This is a genomic window from Wolbachia endosymbiont (group A) of Udea olivalis, assembly GCF_964028365.1.
GTDB lineage: Bacteria > Pseudomonadota > Alphaproteobacteria > Rickettsiales > Anaplasmataceae > Wolbachia > Wolbachia pipientis.
The window spans coordinates 797,751-817,064 of record NZ_OZ034773.1; the positions used below are offsets into that span (position 1 = coordinate 797,751).

A 19,314-nucleotide genomic window follows, 5' to 3' on the forward strand; every position below is an offset into this window, starting at 1 on the left:
TATACAGAAAGAAATTTATATCAAACAGCAACCACTGCTTAGATTTTATGGTTAACGAATATGTGCTTTAAATGTTATCTCTTGGTCCATATAAATTTACTCCGATAAGTTTGAAGTATAGTAAAGAAAATCGTTGGAGTGTAATTGAATGTATCGATAAAATGCCTTCACTACAAAATATTGGTCAAGGAGTGGAAAATATAGACTTAGAGGGAATAACTTATTTTCATAACCCTGGAAATTTAAGTCAATTAAATAGTGCAAAAGAAGCAGAAGAACCTCACACTTTGGTTGACAACATGGGAAATGTTTTTGGACAGTTTGTGATTACAAAATTAGAAGAAAAGCAAACATCATTTTTCCCTTGTGGATTGCCGAAAAAAGTTGAATTTAATTTAAGCTTGAAGCGTTATTCATGACTATATACTACTTAGCAAAAGAAAATGATATGCTAGACTACATTTGCTGGAAGCACTATGGATTTACTTCAGGAGCAGGAGCAGTAGAAATAGTATTAGAAGAAAACCCTGGACTTGCGGAATACGGAAGCTTTTTGCCTGCTGGATTAAAGATAAAGCTTCCTGTTATTCAGAAACCAATGCAAAAGTCAAAATTAAAGGTCTGGGAATAAATGCATCCAGATTTTATAATAGATAAATGTGAATCAATTAGAGATAGAGTTATATCATTGCGCCTTACAGATGAATCTGGGACAATAGACGATGTAGTTGAAGTGTATGTTGATTACAGAGATGAAAACTTAAATATCCCGAATGAATTGAATATTTCTTTAGGGTACAGGGAAATCGGAGTGACGCCCATGGGTGTATACACAATTAATGAAATTACAGTACAGAGTCCACCTAAAACCTTACTAATAAAGGCTCATGCAACAAATTTAAGACTATCATTAAAGGAGAAAGTATCTAAAGAATGGCATCAAATTACTCTAGGTAACTTGGTTAAGGAAATAGCAGAAAAGCACGGGTATGGATGCAGAGTTGCAGAAGAATTTGAAAATGTGTTGATTCCACATATTAATCAAATAGAAGAAAGTGATATAAGTTTATTAACAAAAATAGCAATAGAATATGAGGCAATGGCAAAGCTAGCTGGCGGATACATACTTTTTATTCCAAAAGGCAAAGCAAAGTCGGCAACTGGAAAAGCTTTAGGAACAACAGCTATTAGACCTCAAGACACAATAAATTGGAAGGTTCACTTTACCGTGAGTAGGTACAACTCAGTAATTGCAAAATGGCATAGCTATGAAAAAGGTGAAACTATATCAGAAATAGCTGGTTCTGGTAGTCCAAGTTATACTATACAAACGCTTTACTCTAATGTAGAATCAGCATTAAGTGCAGCAAATGCTAAGTTAAAACAATTAAAGCGAAATAATGCAGTATTGGATGTCACTATGCCTGGTAATCCAGAACTATTTGCAGAGGCAAAACTTAGCTTGTTAGGATTTCATCAAGACATAGATGGTGAATGGATAATTGACAGAGCAGAACACATGTTAGATGGTTCAGGTTATCGCACTGTGTTATCAGCATCAACGTTAAAGAAAAATCAGTAAAACAAATGTTTAATATTGAAAAAGGTATTGAATATGAATAGAGACTCAAGAAATAAGCTACATTTTTGGTGGTTTATAGTAACAGTAGTATGTGTTATTATTACTTATTGCTATATGAAAGCAAAAGCTACGGATAATTATAAAACAATATTGCAGATTGCATCTGAGAATTGTAACTTAGAAGTTGTGAAGTTTTCAGTAAAAAATTTATTAGATATAGATACACAAATTTCTAAACTTACTACACTACATTATGCTGCAGGAGAAGGATGCTTAGAAGTTGTCAAGTTTTTGATAGATGAAGGAATTAATGTAAATATTATCAACGGGTATGGAAGTACAGCACTTCACAATGCTGCATATCGAGGAGATTTAGAAATCATAAGGTTTTTATTGAAGAAAGGCGCAAATCCTACAATCAGAAATAAGGATGGGAAAAACCCAAGAGATGTAGCTGTACTAAGATCAAGGCACAATAAAGATAAACCTTACAGAGAAATAATAAAGCTACTTGCAGAAGCAGAGGACCGATACGAATCAACAAAAAGTAATCACTAAAGCTATAAGTTTTCTATGATCTGTATATAAACTTCCAAAACTATCCATAATAGATTAATACTTTCACATGAAAAAGCAAAAAGTTCCAGTTACAGTAATTATCACGTTATTAATCCAAACAGTAGCAATCATATGGTGGTTATCCAAGCTAGACTCAAGGGTACAATTTCACGATAAACTTATTGAATATGGTTTAATGGAAAAAGTGTTAGTACTTGAGGAAAGGGTGAAAAATCTTTCTGAGGAATTGGATGAGCTTAAGGCTGATTTAAAGTAATTATTCTTCTACTTTTGGTGTGTAAGCATCAGATTGAGATTGACGATCTTTCCAATTTTTGATGTATTGCTCAACTAATGGAGGGTCTCCTGTTATAATTAGTAGATTCTCAGCGTTTCTTTTCTGCGCAGCGTCAGAGAAATTGAAAGATCCTGTTATGATTTTTTGCTCATCAATAATAATTACCTTGCTATGAGCAATAGCGGGTTTAAAGTCAATCCATATCGGGATTTTGTGCTCAAATAACTCGTTAATTACACTATGTTTTGAACTAGTTTGTGATTCATCTAGAATAACCTTAATATCAACTCCACGCTTTTTAGCTTGAACCAAGGATTCAGCAATAGGCTTTGAGGTAAATTGGTATGCCTGAACCAACACAGATTTTTTAGCATAGTCTACGGAATCAATTATTAGGTTGGTGCAATTTTCTCCAGGCGTGAAGCAGACTGTGGCTTTTGGGCAGGAAACACATCCCGATAAAAGCGAACAAGTTAATAAAATCAATAAATACCTAACCATGGCAAAATACATCCTTTCAGTTGACGGCGGAGGCATAAGAGGCATCATACCAGCCATTATACTAGCAGAAATAGAAAAGAGGGCAAGGAAACCGATAGCTGAAATCTTTCACTTAATGGCAGGAACCTCAACCGGTGGAATTGTTATAGCAGGATTATGTAAAAAAGATAAACAAGGAAATCCTCAATATTCAGCCAATGATTTAGTCGAGCTTTACCAAAAATACGGGTCATATATTTTTAAATCTTCATTTTTTAGGAGATCAATATTATCTTGGTTTAACTGTGCACAATATCCACATAAAAATATTGAATTTGTACTGGATAAATATTTTGGAGAGGATATTCTAAAAAACACATTAAGTAAGGTACTGATACCAAGTTACGATATTAACAATAATTGTCCACTTTTTTTCAAAAGCTGGAAAGAAGATAGAAATTTTATCAAATTGAATGATGCATTACGAGCTACAACTGCAGCACCTACTTACTTTGCACCTAAATATTTAAAAGTCAACCAAAAGGAAATGGTATTAGTGGATGGAGGGGTTTTTGCCAATAATCCAGCGGCTTGTGCATATGCAAGTAGTAAAAGGTTATTTCCAAATGATGATATTGTACTGTTATCGATAGGTACTGGAAGAAGAGATAGAAGCATAGCTAATTCAAAGAGATTTGGAAAAATAGGCTGGATAAAACCTTTGTTAAATGTGATGTTTGCCTCTGGACTGGACTGCGTAAATTATCAGATGAATCAAGTAATAGGCAATAGATACGTAAGAATACAATCGCAATTGAAGCTAGCGTCGGCTGACATGGATAACATTACATCAAAAAATATCAAATCTCTTCAACAAGAGGCAAAGGCAATGATAGAGGACAATCAGAAATTAATAGATAAACTTTGCGATTTCATATCTTAATTTATACCAAGCAAAATTCAACTGAGCCAAAAAAGTTGGTTAGCAAATTCTGCTGGTTAAATCATTAACTAACTTTACTTATATCTTAAATACATTCAATTTTCACACTCACCCAACTCATCAGCAGTTAGGCCACTTGCTCGCACAATAATATCAATAGCAACACCTTCCTTAACTAGATCTTTTGCAATCTTGATTTTCTCTGCTTTTTTAACCTTTTCCTTGCCACTTTTCATATCTTCAGATAGAGATTTGACTAATGATTCTTGTTCTCCGTACTCATCCATTAAACTCAATAGCTTTTTGCTTTCTCTTGTTTTAGGTAGCAGAACTTTAATATTCACTGATAATGCATCTGATATTTCATATAATTTATCAAATGTTATAGCAGTATACCCTCTTTCATAGTCGTGTATTTCCTTGAGTGTTAAACCAACTTTATCCGCCAAATCTTTTTGAGTGTATCTCCTTATCAATCTCCATTCTCTTATTCTTTGCCCTACTCTGTAATATATAGAATCAGTGCAGACTTCTTTCTCTGTATTATCATACTCGTAAATAGATAAGCCGGTTGCTTGGGAAATTATGTCAACTGACACTCCTTCTTTCACTAGATTTTTTGCTATTTCCAACCTTGCCTCTTCTTGATTGATTTTTTCGCTAATATGAACAAACCTGACTAATGAAGGTACTATTTTGCCTAACTTTTGATTCTCGTATATTTTTGTTAGATAGAGTATTTCTTCGTCTTCATCTTTATACTCTCTTACTGTTATTGGTTTAGGTAATAGATCTATAGCATTAACTGATAATACTCTTGCTATTACATATAGTACTCCAATTGGAATAGGAGTATAACCATTCTCATAGCTGTTCACTTCTTGGTATGTTAAACCTACTTGACCTGCTAATCCTATTTGAGTATGCCCTCGCATTAACCTACAATTTTCTATTTTTCGCCCCATTCCATAACTAACATTGCTTGCAGAAACAAACACATATACCTCCATTTAAGAAAAAACTTTATTGCTATAATTTTTTTACGAGCTATCCATCTAAAACTACATCAACAGGTAAACCTACCGCTTGCAAAATAATATCAATAGAAATTCCCCCTTTTACTAAATCCCTTCCAACTTTAATCCTTTCTACCTCTCTCACTTTCTCCTCACAAATACGTATGCCTTCAAACAAAGATTTTATTAATGCATTACGTAGTTCTTGGCTCTCAATTTCTTTGTATTCTTTAATCAAATCAGGTAGCTCATTTTCTACTCTACTACCTTCATCTATTAGTAGATCCGTAATATTAATCGATAATACCTCTGCTATCTCATATAATTTCCCCAGTGGAGTAGCTACACGTCCTTGTTCATAGTTGCTTATTTCGTGACGGGTTGTATTCATTTTCTTTCCTAAATCTTTTTGAGTATACTCTTTTACTAGCCTCCATTCTTTTATCTTCTTTCCTATTTGGCAGTAAATAGAACCAACTTTTTCTTCAACACATTCATCAGCAGAGAGACTGATTGTTTTTGCAATAACATCAACAGAAACTCCTGCTTCAACCAAACCCTTTGCAATTTTTACTTTCTCTGCTTTCCTACTACTTTTTTCACTAACTTGGACAAATTGGGTTAATAAACAAAACATCTTACGTAACTCCTGATCATTAATCTTTTTATATTCTCTTACTAGATTTAATATTTCTTCTTCCTCATCTTCAAGACAGATTTTTTCATTTGATACAGGAATAAGATCCGTAATACTGATTGATAGTGCCTCAGCTATAGCATATAACCTTTCAATTGAAATTCTACGATTCCCTTTTTCATATTGCAGTATTGCCCAGTACTTTACACCAACCTTCTCCGCTAAATCCTTTTGAGTATACCCTCTCTCTAACCTCCAACTTTTCACTTTTTGCCCTACTTCACAGTCTAGATTTTTTTCCATACAAAGAACCATACATATAATATCTTCTACTATAGCTCAAAGGCTCCAGATATAACGGCAAGAAAAAACCTCTGGAACCTTAAAGTTGCCTGTAGACGCATTAAAGTTCTCTAAAGGTTTCTTTACTACCTTCACGTATTCTATTTACCCACGGAGACAATACTTCATTATTGCTAACCTCTTTTATAGCATACTTTTCACTCCATATGCCACATCTAGTGAAATTACCTTTCTCTACTGCTTCTTGAAGTTTCACTCCTCCAAAAAGGCAGTTTTTTCCTATTTCTTCGCCTCTTTTTTGTAACTCAGCCCACATTTCTTTGTTTTCTACTCTCACTTGTACTTGATCATATTTTTTTACATCGTGGTACAATATAATATTTAGCTGACCAATGCTTGTAGGAAATTCTAATATAATAGAGCTTTCATCTGACATATCGATATAGTTTCTTACACCTCCTTTCTCACTTTTAACCTCAACTGCATCATTACCAATTTTTAAAATATTACTTCCTAACTCTCTCAGTATTTTGGCTACTTCTATCTTACTATTTTCAGAGAACTCTATATACGATGTTGTATTGTCTATCTCAATATCTATTAATTCTCCTTCTTGAAGAGCACTTTCGCCAGCTTTCTCTAGTTCTTCTAGTCTCTCATCTATCTGTGGCTGAACTTCTGGCTGTAGCTCATTATAGATTTCACCTATCAATTTATTCTCCAATAAAGTATCATGAAACTCTGCACCGCTTAGCATTAATTTACGTATTAGCTTTTTACGATCAACCTTATCAAATTTATGAAAATGTGTACCTAATACTACATACTCTTATATGTTAAAAACAAGTCTTTATAAATGTCACGAAATGGCGGTATAAAGACACGCAGAGAGGAGGAACCGTACATACTCTTGGTCATAAGGACCGTTTTGCAGCAAGGTTCTCCTCTCTGGTTTATTATACTGAAAGTTCCGAACAACTGGTTGAGCTTTTAGGCTCGTATATAAGGGTGGAAAATGCAGTATACACATTATTTATGGAGGGATTATGAATTTATCAAATATTATTACTGGCATTGATATTAGCAAAAATAAACTAGATATCCATATTCATCCACTTGGACATCATAAAGTATTTGAAAATAACGTTCAAGCTGCAAAACTCCATTCCCCGTCATCACATGAATTTATTCTTGCTCCTGAGGCTAGTACTTTGTCTATAACTTTGTGCAATTCATTTACATTCTTTGCCTCTACCACTTCACTTTTTAACCAGCTCAAAGTTTCTGCACTCGGCTTTATTTTTTTCAAAGCTGAAGCAAATGGATTTTTATCTTCTTGATCACTTACAGGTTTTGTGCCATAAACATAGTCAAATCCTTTCCCATAGTTGATTTTGTTTTCGCGAACTTCTCTACCAGGGAAAGGTGCTATTTCTTGAGACTTTTTAGCCTTATTAATTTTGCTTACAAAAGTGGACTGCTCTTTAGTACGACCAATTCCTACAATAGCATTTGATATTTCACCCTTCGATAATCTATCAAGATCAATGTTTAATTCGTAAGTACCTCCCTTTTTATCATTAAAAGGTACAATTGTTTTATTACCCATATTATCCTCACTATTAAAAATACTTTTCAAAAACTTTGTTATTATACATTCTATTACTCATTATAAATTATAGTGAGTAGATTTGCAAATACTTTCTACTATAACAATCCATTTTCTCGAAAGCTGAAATAGCCTCCACTTGTGATGATAATATGGTCAAACAATTTTACGCTTACAGTACTACATGCTGCTGCTAAGCTCTTCGTTACTTCTTGATCTTCTTCTGATGGTTCTAAGCGTCCCCCAGGATGGTTGTGTGACATTATTACTAATGTTGCATTCTTTATTAATGCTTTTCTTATAATTTCCTTTATGTACACCGGTGCTTTTTCCATTTCACCAATATAGGATTCTTCTCCGATTAATTGGCGCCTCTTATTCAAATACAGTATTTTTACACATTCCCTTTCTGAGTGTCCTATACTTACGTTCAAATACTCTACTAGCCCTTGTAAGTCCATTATTGGCTCACTTTTGAGCTTTTCTCTCAGTACCCTTTCTAGTGTTTCCTTAACACACATAATCATTGCTACTGCAGAATCAGTTACTCCTTCTATAACTTTCAGGTCATCCATTTCTCGTCCTAAAATCCTTCCTACTCCTGTATAAGTATTCACCAGATTTTTAGCAATTTCTTGAGCTTGTGGCCTTTCATGTACTGCACTTAGAAACGTTTCCATTATTTCACGATCAAGTAGTGCTTTGCCTTTGCTTTCTAATATTCTGAATTCTATTTCTTCTTTATTCTTATTATTATTCATATAATTTACCCTTCACTAACAACAAACTTTTTTTTAATATTTACTGCTTTATCAGCATTGGCATAGAGCCATAACTTTTGAGTGAAGTCAAATCAATTTTTCAATCTTCTTTACTTATTTTTTCATCAAAAAGTAAAGATATTAATAGATACTGATTTTTTTACTTAAATTTGTTGAATTTCGTCTAAAGAGATGCCTATTGTTTTTAAAATAATATTGATAGAAATTCCTTTTTTTACTAAGTCTTTTGCAATTTTGATCTTTTCTGCTCTTTTCACTTTTTCTTCGCAAATCCGTATGCCTTCAAATAGAGATCTGATTAATGCATTACGTAGTTCTTGACTTTCAATCTTTTTGTATTCTTTTATTAAATCAGGTAGTTCATTTTCTACTATCTCATCTTCTTCTATTAGTAGATCTGTAATATTAATCGATAATGTTTCTGCTATTGCATACAATTTTTCCAGTGGAATAGCCACACGTCCTTGTTCATAGTTCATCACGTGTTGTATTCATTTTCTCTGCTAAATCCTTTTGAGTATACTCTCTTCCATTCTTTTATCTTTTTTCCTATTTGGCAGTAAATAGAACCTCCTTTTTCTTCAACACATTCATCAGCAGATAGACCAATTGTTTTTGAAACAGTATCAACAGAAACTCCTGCTTTAACCAGACCCTTTGCAATTTTTACTTTCTCTGCTTTCCTACTACTTCTTTCACTGACTTGGACAAATTTGGTTAGTAAACAAAATATCTTACGTAACTCCTGATCGTTAATCTTCCTATACTTTCTTATTAGATTTAATATCTCTTCTTCTTCAGTTTTAAGGCAAATTTTCTCATTTGATACAGGAATTAGGTCTACAATACCAATCGACAATATCTCTGCTATAGCATACAACTTTTCAATCGAAATTTTACGTGTTCCTTTTTCATATTGTAGTACTACTTGATATGTTACGCCGATTTTTCCCGCTAAATCTTTTTGAGTATAGCCTCGCTTTAACCTCCAGCTCCTTACTTTTTGTGCTATTTGGTACCTTATTAGGATGTTTGCCATAAATATTATGCAGGTTAATACTACCAAGTAAAGATATACAAAATGTTTGCATTTTAGTTGAATATTTCTTCAGAATTGTGTATAATTATTAATGTTTTTCTCATTATTTTCTTATGGCTCTTTCGAAGTTTCTCGATCCTAAGAAGGATATATCGTTCAAGCGCATCTTTAGTACTGAAAAAAATAAAGATATTCTTATTCACTTCCTTAATGATATCCTTGGCTTCACTGGCAAAAGCACAATACAGGATATAGAGTTCTTAAGTACTATTCAAGACCCTGATATTGCTTCTAAAAAACAAAGCATTGTTGATGTTCTTTGTAGAGATGAAAATGGGCTGCAAGTCATAGTCGAAATGCAGGTCGCTAAAACTAAGGGCTTTGAAAAACGTGCTCAATACTATGCTGCTAAAGCCTATTCAAGACAGGCTGACAAAGGCGATCAATATCATGACCTTAAGGAAATTATCTTTATTGCTATAGCAGACTGTATTTTATTTCCTGATAAGTCTGAGTACAAATCAAAGCATACTATTCGCGATGAAGATACTAATGAGCATGATCTAAAAGATTTTTACTTTATATTTATTGAGTTACCTAAATTTCCAAAAACCAAAGAAGATCAGCTTTCAAGTATAGTTGAAAAATGGGTCTACTTCTTTAGTGCGACCTGGAAGGTCATGGTTTTGTGGTGGTTAAATTCCATCTTCCCAGACATCAGGGATAATGTATATCTCACATTTCAAAGAGTGGCAACCTCTGGGATGCAAGCATGAGATAAAAGCAGGTAACACTAAATCTCGTGGTGAATCCCTGCAAACAGAGTTAGATATGATTACGAGAGAAACCTATGTTTGAATTGTCGTCAAAGCATAATATGCGAAAAGAGATTGAACTACGCATAGACCAAAATGGTACGAAGCAAAAAGGGAACTAAAGATTGAAGACTTTAGTTATTGATGTTCCAAGCTTCCGGCAAATAGTAGGAATCTAAGTTTAACGTGAAACGAAGCCATGGAACAGAGTAACCACATAGAAGCTCTTATATTCATTAAAATATAAGTAAGTAGCCAGCCACAAGCTACTATGTGGAAGGATTGTTTAAGAAGCTAATGCCCAAAGTAATATCTGGGATATGCAGACGTAAACACTTTAATTTGGAAGGTAAAGTGGTGAATAGTAGTGAATATGTTATGGACCAGCAAAAAGTTAGGTATGAATGGAATGGAATTCCTTGGCGCAAGCTAAAGAAATCTTCATTTAAGCTACAAAAACGAATTTACCAAGCTTCTAAATGTGATGATATCAAAAAGATGCATAATCTTCAGAGATTATTACTCAAATCAACAAGTGCAAAAACACTCGCTGTTAAGAAAGTAACACAGGACAATAGGGGGAAGAAGACTGCAGGTATTGATGGAAAAGCTAACCTTAATCAAAAAGAAAGATTACAACTATCATATTCTTTAGATATAAAAGAAAAAGCAAAGCCATCAAGACGTGTCTGGATTCCAAAATCTGGTAAGCCATCGGAGCATCGCCCACTTGGTATACCCACTATATCGTGTCGAGCAAAACAAACACTTGTAAAAATGGCTTTAGAACCAGAATGGGAGGCAAAACTTGAGCCAAACACTTATGGTTTTAGACCTGGTAGATCATGTCATGATGCAATTGAAGCCATATTTGATGTGCTAAAACAGAAAACAGCATATGTATTAGATGCTGATATTTCTGGATGCTTTGGCAATATTAACCATAATAAATTGCTTGAAAAGCTCAATACCACACCAACATTAAAGAAAATCATAAAAGGATGGTTAGGAGCTGGTGTTATGGAAGATGGAAAGCTTCAATCCACAAAACGTGGTACAATTCAAGGAGGGACGATCTCACCGTTGCTAGCTTGTGTTGCATTACACGGATTAGAGCAACATGTCAAAAAAGCATTAACAAACGAACTCTTTCAATGCATGAAAAGAAAATATGGTAGGATATCGCATAGAAACGCGCAAAAGTCTATTAGTGTAATTTTCTACTGTGATGATTTTGTCATCATACATGAAAACGAAGAGATTATTCTTAAAGCAAAAATTTTAGTTGAAGAATGGTTAGAAACCATTGGACTAAAATTAAAGCCCTCTAAAACAAGAGTTTCTCATACATTAAGAACCATTGACGAAACAAAACCAGGATTTGATTTTCTTGGATTTTCAATAAGACAATATCCAATAAAAGAAAGTAAGAAAGGTTACAAGTAAACCAAGTCGTAATTCTATAAAACAGCATACACTAGCTATTAAACATAAACTCAGAGAAATGCGTGGAGCACCACAAGAACGGGTGATAAAGGATCTCAATCCAATAAACAGAGGATGGAGTCAATATTACTCCTCGGTAGTTTCATGTAAAATCTTTAGCTCATTGGATAATATTATGCATAGAAAACTCTGGAAGTGGGCAGTTTTTAGGCACCCAAACAAAGGAAGATGCTGGATAAAAAGAAAGTACTTTAAGAAGTATAATAACGAAAACTGGCGCTTTATGACAAGTAACAAGGTACGTCTTACTATACACAGCGATCATGTTATTAAACGACATATCAAAGTGCAAAAAACCAGATCCCCATATGATGGTGATTGGGTATATTAGGGTAAACGTCTGAGAAAAATACCAGATAAGCCACTAGGAGTAATAAAATTATTGAGGTTGCAACAAAGTAAATGCGATAATTGTAGACTATGGTTTAAAAGTGATGATACAATAGAAATACATCACAAAGACCGGAATAGACGAAACAATATGATCACAAACTTATCTTTGTTACATGGACATTGTCACGATGAATTACACAGGAGGTGTGCATGAAAAGCACCAAATTAGAGAGAAGCCGTATGAGGCGCAAAGTCTCACGTACGGTTTTGCAGTCGAGTGAGGAAGGGCGACCTTCTTCACTTAGACAACGATATGCAGACGAAACTAGTGAGGAAGAGCTAGAGAGAATAATAGGAAGTGATCTAATAATTAAAAGAGCATATGAAGAGCTAAATAGGTTCAACTGGTCTGAAAAAGAATTTATTGCTTATGAACAGGAAATAAAACGTATTCGTGATGAACAGGCTGTCCTCGCTCAAAAACTCGATGATGCTAAACATGAAGGAATCCAAATTGGAGAAGAGAAGGGCAGGAAAGAAGGCATCTACCGTCTTAAACATCAAGATAAAAATTATTGTTTTTTATCATAGCATTTAAACAAATGATGATTTGGGAACGTTCAAAGAAGCATACGCGTCAAGTTAAGGAATGTAGAGAGCTTAAAGTAGATACCCTGGTCTTCCTATATCTGTCTTTCAAAGAAAACTTTGACCAGATTATAGTAAGCTTTTTTAGAAAAATTTTTAAATTATTGACAATATTGTTTAATATCAAAAAGAGCTCTCTAACCCGCCTTTTCAATTCAATAAATGCCTTTGTTAAACTGAGCTCCGTGTTCTTTTTTAGTTTTACACAGCCAATCATTCCGTGAAATACGAGAATAGCACATAATTTTGCGTATAGCTCGCACAATACTCTAAATGGATTTGTCTTTCCTTTTAGTTTATCAAGATTGATATGACTTTTATATAGTTTAAATAGTAATTCGATTTGCCATCTTACTCTATAAACCGTCAATATTTGTTCAGCATTAATTTTACTCTCTGGAACATTAGTTATAAATATTGACCAATCTAATAACTTTTGATTCTTTTGAGAAGATGTATATCCATGTGACTTTGCTAATTTATTAGCCTTTCTTCTTCTAGCCATAGACTGTTCTTCAGTTAGCTTTTGACATATAATTCTTACCTTAATTTTTACTTCCTTTCCTAATAATACTTCTTTTTCTGAAGATAATTGACCTTCCAAATACTCCAATAGCTCTATTTTTTGATTTGTTTCTATATCATATATATTGGTATCAGACTTATAACGACTAACAAAATATGCACCTGCTTCATCAATCTGTTTAAAAGAACTAGGCACAAAGTAGCCCAAGTCAAATATTAGCAAATCATTGGCTGATAAACCGTTCAGATAATCCCTATAACCTTGATCCGACCTTATTCCTTCCATAAAATTTAACTTATCTAGCGCTTGATTCAGGTAATCAAAGACTAACTGTAGCTTTATTCCTGATTTGGTATTATTCTCACAATCTCTATAGCTACTGCCATATCCTTTGTACATATCTTCCATGCTACTGGGCAGGCTAATGTAGCTGCTATCCAATAATTTAACGCTTCCAAATTGCTGTAAAATTTTGCAATCAATCTGTAGACTTTTTTTAAATAAACACAAAGCTTCGTTATACATTTTTTTCATGAACTCAACTGCTTCTTCACTAAACCTAAAATCTAAACCCTGTTTTGTAATTTCTATCGAGTCTTCATTTAGCAATTGGCACATTGTTTCTATGCTGCAATCATCAACTCCTATGTTACCAAAAACCATAGCTTTTATGAATGATGAGCCATTAAGTTTTCTCTTTCTTTTTATAAAACCTACTGCAATTGATATTTCGTCTGCTTTTTCATTAAAGAATTCATTGAGGTCTTTTGATAAGCAAGCTATTCTGTCCATTGTAAGTTCTCTCATTCATATATCCAAGAGAATTTATACCTTATTATTTTCCTTCACTCTATCAACTTTACTTACACTTTTCCTTAACTTGACGCGTATGCTTCTTTGAACGTTCCCGATGATTTTTCTCATTACAGCAACTAAAGCAACTTTAGCGGCTTTGCCGGAGTCAACTAAACGCTGGTAAAATACTTTCATTTTTTTATTATGACGCATTGCAACCACAGCAGACATGTATAATGCTTTTCGAGCATAAAATCTGCCACCTATGACTTGGGCCTTGCTCACTTTCCTTCCGCTTTCACTAGTTTTTGGTGCAACTCCAACTAGACAAGCTATTTCCTTATTATCTAACCTGCCAAGTTCAGGTACCTCTATGAGTAGGATACTTGCGGTTTTCCGTCCAACACCTTTATAGCTAGTTAGCAGTTTGCTTTTTTCCTTCAAATCAGGATCAGAGTTTATTATATCTTCTATGTCTTGCCTAACTTGCTCTAATTGTTTTTTGCAAATTCTATCTGTTTTTCTATATATTCCCTGGCTTTTCCTGTAACCTTATGCAAACGACACTTATTTGCGTGAACTTCATCGTTTAGATTGCGCTCAATTGCTCTTAGCTCTTTTAGTTCTTCTTGCTTTTGTGAAACTATGTATTCTATTACTTCGTCATTTTTTGTGATAAATTCAGCATATTTTTCTAGTAATTTTGCATCTAATTTATCTGTTTTTGCAAAGTGGTTGCAGGCTTTTGCAAATGCATATACCCGATTTGGGTGAGCTCTGTGAACAGCTATGTTATATTCCCGTAACAACTTTATGACAAGTTTTTCATAACCACCTGTTTACACATAACCTAACAAATACGTTAACTATTTTTGACTTTATAAACTCAGATATAGCTCTTTCTACATTTTCTATACGCTGATGTTTATTATTAATTGAGATATCAAGTGTTTCTTTTGAAATATCAATACCAATGAAAACTGTTCTAGCCATTTTTGTACCTATAAATATAATCAAATAATAATGTAAATGTTGTACAGCGATCTTTTTGATCCCCCTACCGTTCGTACTCCATTTTTTAAAGCAAGGAGTGTACTGAGATGCCTACTATTTCTATCAATCAATCCAATTGACAGTATCACTCCTTCTCATTATAGCCTTGCGGCTTTGATTTAATATACAATCCAAATCGGTCATGAAAAAGGCAGAGAAGCAGAAAAAATTGAAGTGGCTAAAAACTCACTTAAGGCCGGCGTTTCTATAGATGTTATTGCTGAAATAACAGGCCTTTCTGTCGATTATATTAAGACAATTCAAGAAAAGAAGTTTTAGCCATAACGTTTTTTTATTAAACCCTCTATTCTGGTAATTTTAATATTGCAATCCATTCTAATGTCTGTACAATGCCTTTTTTACATGACACTGTTAATACTTAATAGGGGGGGATAATGCCAACACAGAAAGAGCTTCGGGCTACGATGTCCAAAAAATTACAGGAAGCTATTAAACATCCAGATCCAACAGTTGCTGCCGGGAGGAAGTCAGCTATCAAGAGATGGGTGGGGGTCCTTCATGACAACTTTATGGAGCACATAAAATACTTTAAGGGTGATAAGTTGAAGTTTTTGCACAATGTATTTCAAGATGAAGGTTGCTGGTCAGGTGTAAGGTTGGATAATGCTGCTTTAGGTCAAAGGTTTACTGAAGAAAAAATAGGTGGAATAGATAATCCACTTCGCAAATATGAGATGGCTTGTAGTTACTGTGTAGTGGATAAAATTCATCCTCTCTTTCAAAAAAGATTTGAATCTTATAGGAACAAGTTTCCTCCTGGTGCATTTGATGGTAAAACTGAAACTGAATTTGGCAAATACGTACGAAACTCGTTACTAGATAGCATAAAGAGGAAAGGTCCTGTATTTGATTTCTGGATCGATAGAGAATCTGGGGAATTAAAGAAGTATGATGCAGTAGAAGGTTTTGACAGTGCTGTAAAACTTAAGTGGAGTGAAGGAGTAGAGTATTTTTATAATCATCTAAAAGAAGAAGATAAAGAAAAGAAGCTTACAGAAGCCATTATTGCTCTATCTCGCGTTCAATCTGTTGAGAAAGATGCTCCTATTTTAGATTTTTGTGTAAATAAGGTAGCTGACAAAGATACTCTTTTGCAGAAATTATCGCAGAAAGATAAAGGAGTATATTCCCTTTTTGCTGAATTAGTAGATTCGTATTTTTTTGATACAGTGCATGATTTAGTACAGTGCTGGTGTTATAAAGGAGTTTCAGAACGTCGAGGCGGAGATCATTCAGAGAAAATATTCTCATATGAAGAATATAAACTTCTTCTTTCCTCACTTTCAAATGTTATGTTGGAAAATCCTGAGTTTAATGCTCAAGCTAGATCTCTTATTATGGAAATGTGGAGATGTGGTCGCTTTTATAAACACAAGGAGGCTGCTGTCGATACTTCTAACTTCCAAGTTCCTATAGAAAATGCACTTGCAGGGTTAGTGGTTAATTGGGAACGATCTGGTCGTAAGTCTGATGAAAAAAAAGAAATATTAGAGATAATATTATTTGCCAAGGATCGCTTTCCTGAAAAGTTTGAGTCCTTCAAAGAAGTTATGATAGAAGACCTTAGATTATGTGGTAGGGAAGGAATGGAAGAAAGTATAAACTACGATGATTTGGCGAAAGAATTGTTTTCTGAGTTAGAAAAAACAACTTTACCTCCTGGAGGTGATGGTCCTAGGTATAATTTACGGACACGATCTCAAGCTCATGATAGTAAGAAAACATCTTTGCCACTTGATGGTTCTGGTGATGGTCCACAGTCCAAGTTTGAAGCTCCTAGTGTGAGTGGTGTTTCTGGTCGTAGTAAATAAGGAGTATTTTGTATGAGTAATGGTGATGGGTTTGTCAGAAGTTTAGTGGATGGAGATCTTGAAGGGTTCAGACAAAGATTTGAATCTTTTTTAGATCAATGTCCATCTTTCTTGCATTATGTGAATGCAGGTCGTTTTCTTCCTATATGCTTTTTTAGTATGTTTGCTACTGCACATGATGCTAATATCTTAAATGCAAATGAGAGAGTCTATTTTCGTTTTGATAACCATGGTGTTAATCCACGTAATGGTGAAAATCGAAATACAGGAAACCTAAAAGTCGCTGTTTATCGTGACGGACAGCAAGTTGTCAGATGTTATAGTATTTCTGATCGTCCTAATAGTGATGGGTTAAGGTTCAGTACAAGGGAGAGAAATGCTCTAGTACAAGAGATTAGACGGCAAAATCCAAATTTAAGGGAAGAAGACCTAAATTTTGAGCAATACAAAATATGCATGCATGGAAAGGGCAAGAGTCAGGGAGAGGCAATTGCAACAGTATTCGAGGTAATTCGTGAAAAAGATCGTCAAGGTAGGGATAAATTTGCCAAATATTCAGCATCTGAAATCAATCTTATTAGACGGCTCTTAGGAGATCACAGACTAACAATTAAGGAAATAGAAGGAAGACAACTCAATCAAAATCAGCGTAGACAACTTGGTAGGTTGGTCAATTTTGTGCAAATTTCACCAGGTCAACAAAGAATTGATAACTTTGCGGAAATGTTAAGAAGTGGAGTTGTACGAACTTTACGAGACAATAGCACAGTAATTTTTAGATATATAACTCGAATCTATCGTCATTACGCAGGCACATTAGAAAATGATATTCAAGATCGCAATCAAAAGTTTGAGAGTCATGGGTTTTTATTAGGTTTTTTAGCGAATTTTAGTCATCTTTGCACAATAGATATTGACCTTGACTTATCTCCTAGAAACTCACATGTTGCATTTCTTGTACGTCATCAAGCAGAAAGAGAAAATATTCCTATTGTTGTCAATCTTGCTACAAGGGCACCGTCCAATATCGCATTAAACCGCGCCAGAAGTCACGCTGAAAGATTGCATGTTTTTTCATTTATACCTATCCATACTGAATCAAGAAATACTGTCTGTATTGGATTAAATTTTAATTTAAATCGAATTCCTTTTAGGGTTGATACAGTAGGGCTTCAACAGGGTAGGTTTCCTTTAGTACAAAGATTGTTTGAGTATATAGAAGATGAAGAGGTTGGAGAGAATATTAGAGATTTCTTGCTTCAACATCTTCCTGGTGAAATACCAAGAAATGCAGAGAATCATGATAGAATATTTGATTGCATAACTGGCTTTGCTTTTGGAAGTAGTGCTTTTGATAGGCACCCTTTAGAACTAGAAGAGGAAGACGAAGCACCTATAACAAAGTACATATTTAGACATGGTGATGAGGGTTTAAGATGTTTAACTATGGTCTTTCATGCTGAAGGTTCTGATATAGTTATACTTCATATTAGAGCTCACGATGCGCAACAACAAGGAGCCATCAATTTACAGACTCTTAATGTTAATGGAAATGATGTTCATGTGTGGGAAGTTTCATGCACACTTAATAATCAACTTGAACTAGATATTGATCTACCAAATGACTTTGGTTTATATCACGATTACCAAAATAATAATGCAAATAATTTTCTTGCTGGTGATCTTGTACAAGGGCCCAATACTGAAAATGTACATAATACTTTAAATCAAGTTGTGAATGATGGCTGGAAAAATATAGCTCAGCATAGAGGATTATTTCAAGAGATCTCTGGAGCATTGATGCCGCTTGTGGATACAATAAATGTTAATAGTGAGGATAAGTTCCGTTCTATACTACATGGTACATTTTATGCTAGTGATAATCCTTATAAAGTGCTTGCTATGTATAAAGTTGGTCAAACATATAGTTTAAAAAGGGGGCAGGAAGAAGAAGGAGAAAGGGTAATACTCACAAGAATTACAGAACAGAGATTAGATCTTTTATTATTAAGACAACCTAGAGAGAATGACCTAGATACTCACCCAATTGGATATGTGTTAAGGCTTGCTAATAATGCAGAAGAAGTAGGACAACAGCAAAATGATGCGAGACAAGAAATCGGAAGACTTAAGAAACAACACAGAGGATTTATACCTATTACTTCTGGAAATGAGGTGGTTTTGTTTCCTATTGTGTTTAATAGAGATGCACGCGAAGCAGGTAATCTTATACTTTTCCCAGAAGGGATAGGAAGAGAAGAGTATGTACACAGGCTTGATCGTCATGTTCGCGGCTCAAGACCAGGAGGATTAGTGGGACCTGAAAGTGTTATTGATGAGAATCCACCAGAAGGTCTATTATCAGATCAGACTCGTGAAAACTTTAGGCGTTTTTACGAAGAAAAAGCACCAGGACAAAATTCGATTTTTTTGCTTGATATAGGCGACAATCTACAAGCAGTGTATTTGGAAAAATCTCTGAGAATAGTCCACTGAAAGAGTTTGAAAAAAGGAAAAGTATTGTTACTGAAGTAAAAGCAGTCCATACTCCCTTAAAGA

19 protein-coding genes and 5 pseudogenes are annotated in these 19,314 nt (G+C 34.3%); 13 read left to right on the forward strand and 11 right to left on the reverse strand.

What is annotated here, in order from left to right; translation table 11 throughout:
- Nucleotides 1-71: 71 nt before the first annotated feature.
- The 5 genes from ABWU32_RS03675 to ABWU32_RS03695 all read left to right on the forward strand — a co-directional run bounded on the left by ABWU32_RS03675 (nucleotide 72) and on the right by ABWU32_RS03695 (nucleotide 2,417).
- Nucleotides 72-419, forward strand: coding sequence for a phage tail protein (locus tag ABWU32_RS03675; protein ID WP_353278894.1), 348 nt, complete (start codon nucleotides 72-74; stop codon nucleotides 417-419).
- Nucleotides 416-631, forward strand: a complete 216-nt coding sequence (locus ABWU32_RS03680; protein WP_353278896.1) for a tail protein X — start codon at nucleotides 416-418, stop codon at nucleotides 629-631. Before ABWU32_RS03675 ends, ABWU32_RS03680 begins: the two co-directional genes overlap by 4 nt.
- A complete protein-coding gene (locus ABWU32_RS03685; RefSeq protein ID WP_353278898.1) occupies nucleotides 632-1,582 on the forward strand; it encodes a phage tail protein in 951 nt (316 codons plus the stop codon). It begins immediately after the preceding gene.
- Nucleotides 1,583-1,615: 33 nt separating this feature from the next.
- Nucleotides 1,616-2,140 carry an ankyrin repeat domain-containing protein gene (locus ABWU32_RS03690; RefSeq protein ID WP_353278900.1) on the forward strand — a complete coding sequence of 175 codons (525 nt, stop codon included), beginning with the start codon at nucleotides 1,616-1,618 and terminating at the stop codon, nucleotides 2,138-2,140.
- A gap of 67 nt (nucleotides 2,141-2,207) precedes the next feature.
- The gene (locus tag ABWU32_RS03695; RefSeq protein ID WP_353278902.1) at nucleotides 2,208-2,417 is read left to right on the forward strand and encodes a hypothetical protein; all 210 of its coding nucleotides are present in this window, start codon (nucleotides 2,208-2,210) and stop codon (nucleotides 2,415-2,417) included.
- On the opposite strand, the gene ABWU32_RS03700 is transcribed toward ABWU32_RS03695, so the two are convergent.
- Entirely contained in the window at nucleotides 2,418-2,939 is a 522-nt protein-coding gene (locus ABWU32_RS03700; RefSeq protein WP_353278904.1) for a phospholipase D family protein, read from the reverse strand.
- Here ABWU32_RS03700 and ABWU32_RS03705 point away from each other — a divergent pair.
- Nucleotides 2,938-3,861: a patatin-like phospholipase family protein gene (locus ABWU32_RS03705; RefSeq protein ID WP_353278906.1), complete on the forward strand. Its 924-nt coding sequence runs from the start codon at nucleotides 2,938-2,940 to the stop codon at nucleotides 3,859-3,861. The genes ABWU32_RS03700 and ABWU32_RS03705 overlap by 2 nt on opposite strands.
- Before the next feature lie 95 nt (nucleotides 3,862-3,956).
- Here ABWU32_RS03705 and ABWU32_RS03710 read toward each other — a convergent pair whose 3' ends face one another.
- The 6 genes and pseudogenes from ABWU32_RS03710 to ABWU32_RS03735 form a co-directional block, all read right to left on the reverse strand.
- Nucleotides 3,957-4,871, reverse strand: coding sequence for a helix-turn-helix domain-containing protein (locus tag ABWU32_RS03710; protein ID WP_410541999.1), 915 nt, complete (start codon nucleotides 4,869-4,871; stop codon nucleotides 3,957-3,959).
- 37 nt (nucleotides 4,872-4,908) lie between these two features.
- On the reverse strand, nucleotides 4,909-5,829 hold the full coding sequence (locus ABWU32_RS03715; protein ID WP_353278910.1) for a helix-turn-helix domain-containing protein: 921 nt from the start codon (nucleotides 5,827-5,829) through the stop codon (nucleotides 4,909-4,911).
- An 88-nt stretch (nucleotides 5,830-5,917) separates the two neighbouring features.
- Nucleotides 5,918-6,646, reverse strand: a pseudogene (locus ABWU32_RS03720) (hypothetical protein); the annotation flags it as partial.
- Between the two features lie 318 nt (nucleotides 6,647-6,964).
- The gene (locus ABWU32_RS03725; protein ID WP_410542000.1) at nucleotides 6,965-7,426 is read right to left on the reverse strand and encodes a hypothetical protein; all 462 of its coding nucleotides are present in this window, start codon (nucleotides 7,424-7,426) and stop codon (nucleotides 6,965-6,967) included.
- 98 nt (nucleotides 7,427-7,524) lie between these two features.
- Nucleotides 7,525-8,187, reverse strand: coding sequence for a RadC family protein (locus tag ABWU32_RS03730; protein WP_353278912.1), 663 nt, complete (start codon nucleotides 8,185-8,187; stop codon nucleotides 7,525-7,527).
- Between the two features lie 164 nt (nucleotides 8,188-8,351).
- Nucleotides 8,352-9,247: pseudogene (locus ABWU32_RS03735) on the reverse strand (helix-turn-helix domain-containing protein).
- A gap of 113 nt (nucleotides 9,248-9,360) precedes the next feature.
- Between ABWU32_RS03735 and ABWU32_RS03740 the strand changes: the two are divergent.
- The 4 genes and pseudogenes from ABWU32_RS03740 to ABWU32_RS03755 all read left to right on the forward strand — a co-directional run.
- Nucleotides 9,361-9,909, forward strand: a pseudogene (locus ABWU32_RS03740) (Rpn family recombination-promoting nuclease/putative transposase); the annotation flags it as partial.
- Between the two features lie 450 nt (nucleotides 9,910-10,359).
- Nucleotides 10,360-11,508, forward strand: coding sequence for a reverse transcriptase domain-containing protein (locus tag ABWU32_RS03745; protein ID WP_353278914.1), 1,149 nt, complete (start codon nucleotides 10,360-10,362; stop codon nucleotides 11,506-11,508).
- 37 nt (nucleotides 11,509-11,545) lie between these two features.
- Complete coding sequence (locus ABWU32_RS03750) at nucleotides 11,546-11,899, forward strand: group II intron maturase-specific domain-containing protein (RefSeq protein WP_353278951.1); 354 nt, start codon at nucleotides 11,546-11,548, stop codon at nucleotides 11,897-11,899.
- A 311-nt stretch (nucleotides 11,900-12,210) separates the two neighbouring features.
- Nucleotides 12,211-12,441 (forward strand): annotated as a pseudogene (locus tag ABWU32_RS03755) (transposase); the annotation flags it as partial.
- A gap of 97 nt (nucleotides 12,442-12,538) precedes the next feature.
- Here the strand turns inward: ABWU32_RS03755 and ABWU32_RS03760 are convergent.
- Genes ABWU32_RS03760 through ABWU32_RS03775 form a run of 4 tightly spaced genes read right to left on the reverse strand, consistent with a single transcriptional unit; the run spans nucleotide 12,539 to nucleotide 14,863 of the window.
- Nucleotides 12,539-13,867: an IS4-like element ISWosp9 family transposase gene (locus ABWU32_RS03760; RefSeq protein WP_041573564.1), complete on the reverse strand. Its 1,329-nt coding sequence runs from the start codon at nucleotides 13,865-13,867 to the stop codon at nucleotides 12,539-12,541.
- A gap of 33 nt (nucleotides 13,868-13,900) precedes the next feature.
- Nucleotides 13,901-14,314: an IS110 family transposase gene (locus tag ABWU32_RS03765; RefSeq protein ID WP_353278916.1), complete on the reverse strand. Its 414-nt coding sequence runs from the start codon at nucleotides 14,312-14,314 to the stop codon at nucleotides 13,901-13,903.
- A 47-nt stretch (nucleotides 14,315-14,361) separates the two neighbouring features.
- Nucleotides 14,362-14,679: a hypothetical protein gene (locus tag ABWU32_RS03770; protein ID WP_353278918.1), complete on the reverse strand. Its 318-nt coding sequence runs from the start codon at nucleotides 14,677-14,679 to the stop codon at nucleotides 14,362-14,364.
- A gap of 16 nt (nucleotides 14,680-14,695) precedes the next feature.
- Nucleotides 14,696-14,863 (reverse strand): hypothetical protein, encoded by a 168-nt coding sequence (locus tag ABWU32_RS03775; protein WP_353278920.1) that lies wholly within the window; start codon nucleotides 14,861-14,863, stop codon nucleotides 14,696-14,698.
- Nucleotides 14,864-15,052: 189 nt separating this feature from the next.
- Between ABWU32_RS03775 and ABWU32_RS03780 the strand changes: the two are divergent.
- The 3 genes and pseudogenes from ABWU32_RS03780 to ABWU32_RS03790 all read left to right on the forward strand — a co-directional run.
- A pseudogene (locus tag ABWU32_RS03780) lies at nucleotides 15,053-15,202 on the forward strand (transposase); the annotation flags it as partial.
- A 116-nt stretch (nucleotides 15,203-15,318) separates the two neighbouring features.
- Entirely contained in the window at nucleotides 15,319-16,755 is a 1,437-nt protein-coding gene (locus ABWU32_RS03785; RefSeq protein ID WP_353278922.1) for a cytoplasmic incompatibility factor CifA, read from the forward strand.
- A 12-nt stretch (nucleotides 16,756-16,767) separates the two neighbouring features.
- Complete coding sequence (locus ABWU32_RS03790; RefSeq protein ID WP_353278924.1) at nucleotides 16,768-19,251, forward strand: cytoplasmic incompatibility factor CifB; 2,484 nt, start codon at nucleotides 16,768-16,770, stop codon at nucleotides 19,249-19,251.
- Nucleotides 19,252-19,314: the final 63 nt, after the last annotated feature.

Bases quoted from the DNA above. Each gene is read 5' to 3' on its own strand.
- ABWU32_RS03695 (WP_353278902.1), top strand. From the start codon at position 2,208: ATGAAAAAGCAAAAAGTTCCAGTTACAGTAATTATCACGTTATTAATC.
- ABWU32_RS03690 (WP_353278900.1), top strand. From the start codon at position 1,616: ATGAATAGAGACTCAAGAAATAAGCTACATTTTTGGTGGTTTATAGTA.
- ABWU32_RS03705 (WP_353278906.1), top strand. From the start codon at position 2,938: ATGGCAAAATACATCCTTTCAGTTGACGGCGGAGGCATAAGAGGCATC.
- ABWU32_RS03745 (WP_353278914.1), top strand. From the start codon at position 10,360: ATGCCCAAAGTAATATCTGGGATATGCAGACGTAAACACTTTAATTTG.
- ABWU32_RS03775 (WP_353278920.1), bottom strand. From the start codon at position 14,863: ATGGCTAGAACAGTTTTCATTGGTATTGATATTTCAAAAGAAACACTT.
- ABWU32_RS03730 (WP_353278912.1), bottom strand. From the start codon at position 8,187: ATGAATAATAATAAGAATAAAGAAGAAATAGAATTCAGAATATTAGAA.
- ABWU32_RS03685 (WP_353278898.1), top strand. From the start codon at position 632: ATGCATCCAGATTTTATAATAGATAAATGTGAATCAATTAGAGATAGA.
- ABWU32_RS03675 (WP_353278894.1), top strand. From the start codon at position 72: ATGTTATCTCTTGGTCCATATAAATTTACTCCGATAAGTTTGAAGTAT.
- ABWU32_RS03785 (WP_353278922.1), top strand. From the start codon at position 15,319: ATGCCAACACAGAAAGAGCTTCGGGCTACGATGTCCAAAAAATTACAG.
- ABWU32_RS03760 (WP_041573564.1), bottom strand. From the start codon at position 13,867: ATGGACAGAATAGCTTGCTTATCAAAAGACCTCAATGAATTCTTTAAT.
- ABWU32_RS03680 (WP_353278896.1), top strand. From the start codon at position 416: ATGACTATATACTACTTAGCAAAAGAAAATGATATGCTAGACTACATT.
- ABWU32_RS03710 (WP_410541999.1), bottom strand. From the start codon at position 4,871: ATGGAGGTATATGTGTTTGTTTCTGCAAGCAATGTTAGTTATGGAATG.
- ABWU32_RS03725 (WP_410542000.1), bottom strand. From the start codon at position 7,426: ATGGGTAATAAAACAATTGTACCTTTTAATGATAAAAAGGGAGGTACT.
- ABWU32_RS03715 (WP_353278910.1), bottom strand. From the start codon at position 5,829: ATGGTTCTTTGTATGGAAAAAAATCTAGACTGTGAAGTAGGGCAAAAA.
- ABWU32_RS03790 (WP_353278924.1), top strand. From the start codon at position 16,768: ATGAGTAATGGTGATGGGTTTGTCAGAAGTTTAGTGGATGGAGATCTT.
- ABWU32_RS03700 (WP_353278904.1), bottom strand. From the start codon at position 2,939: ATGGTTAGGTATTTATTGATTTTATTAACTTGTTCGCTTTTATCGGGA.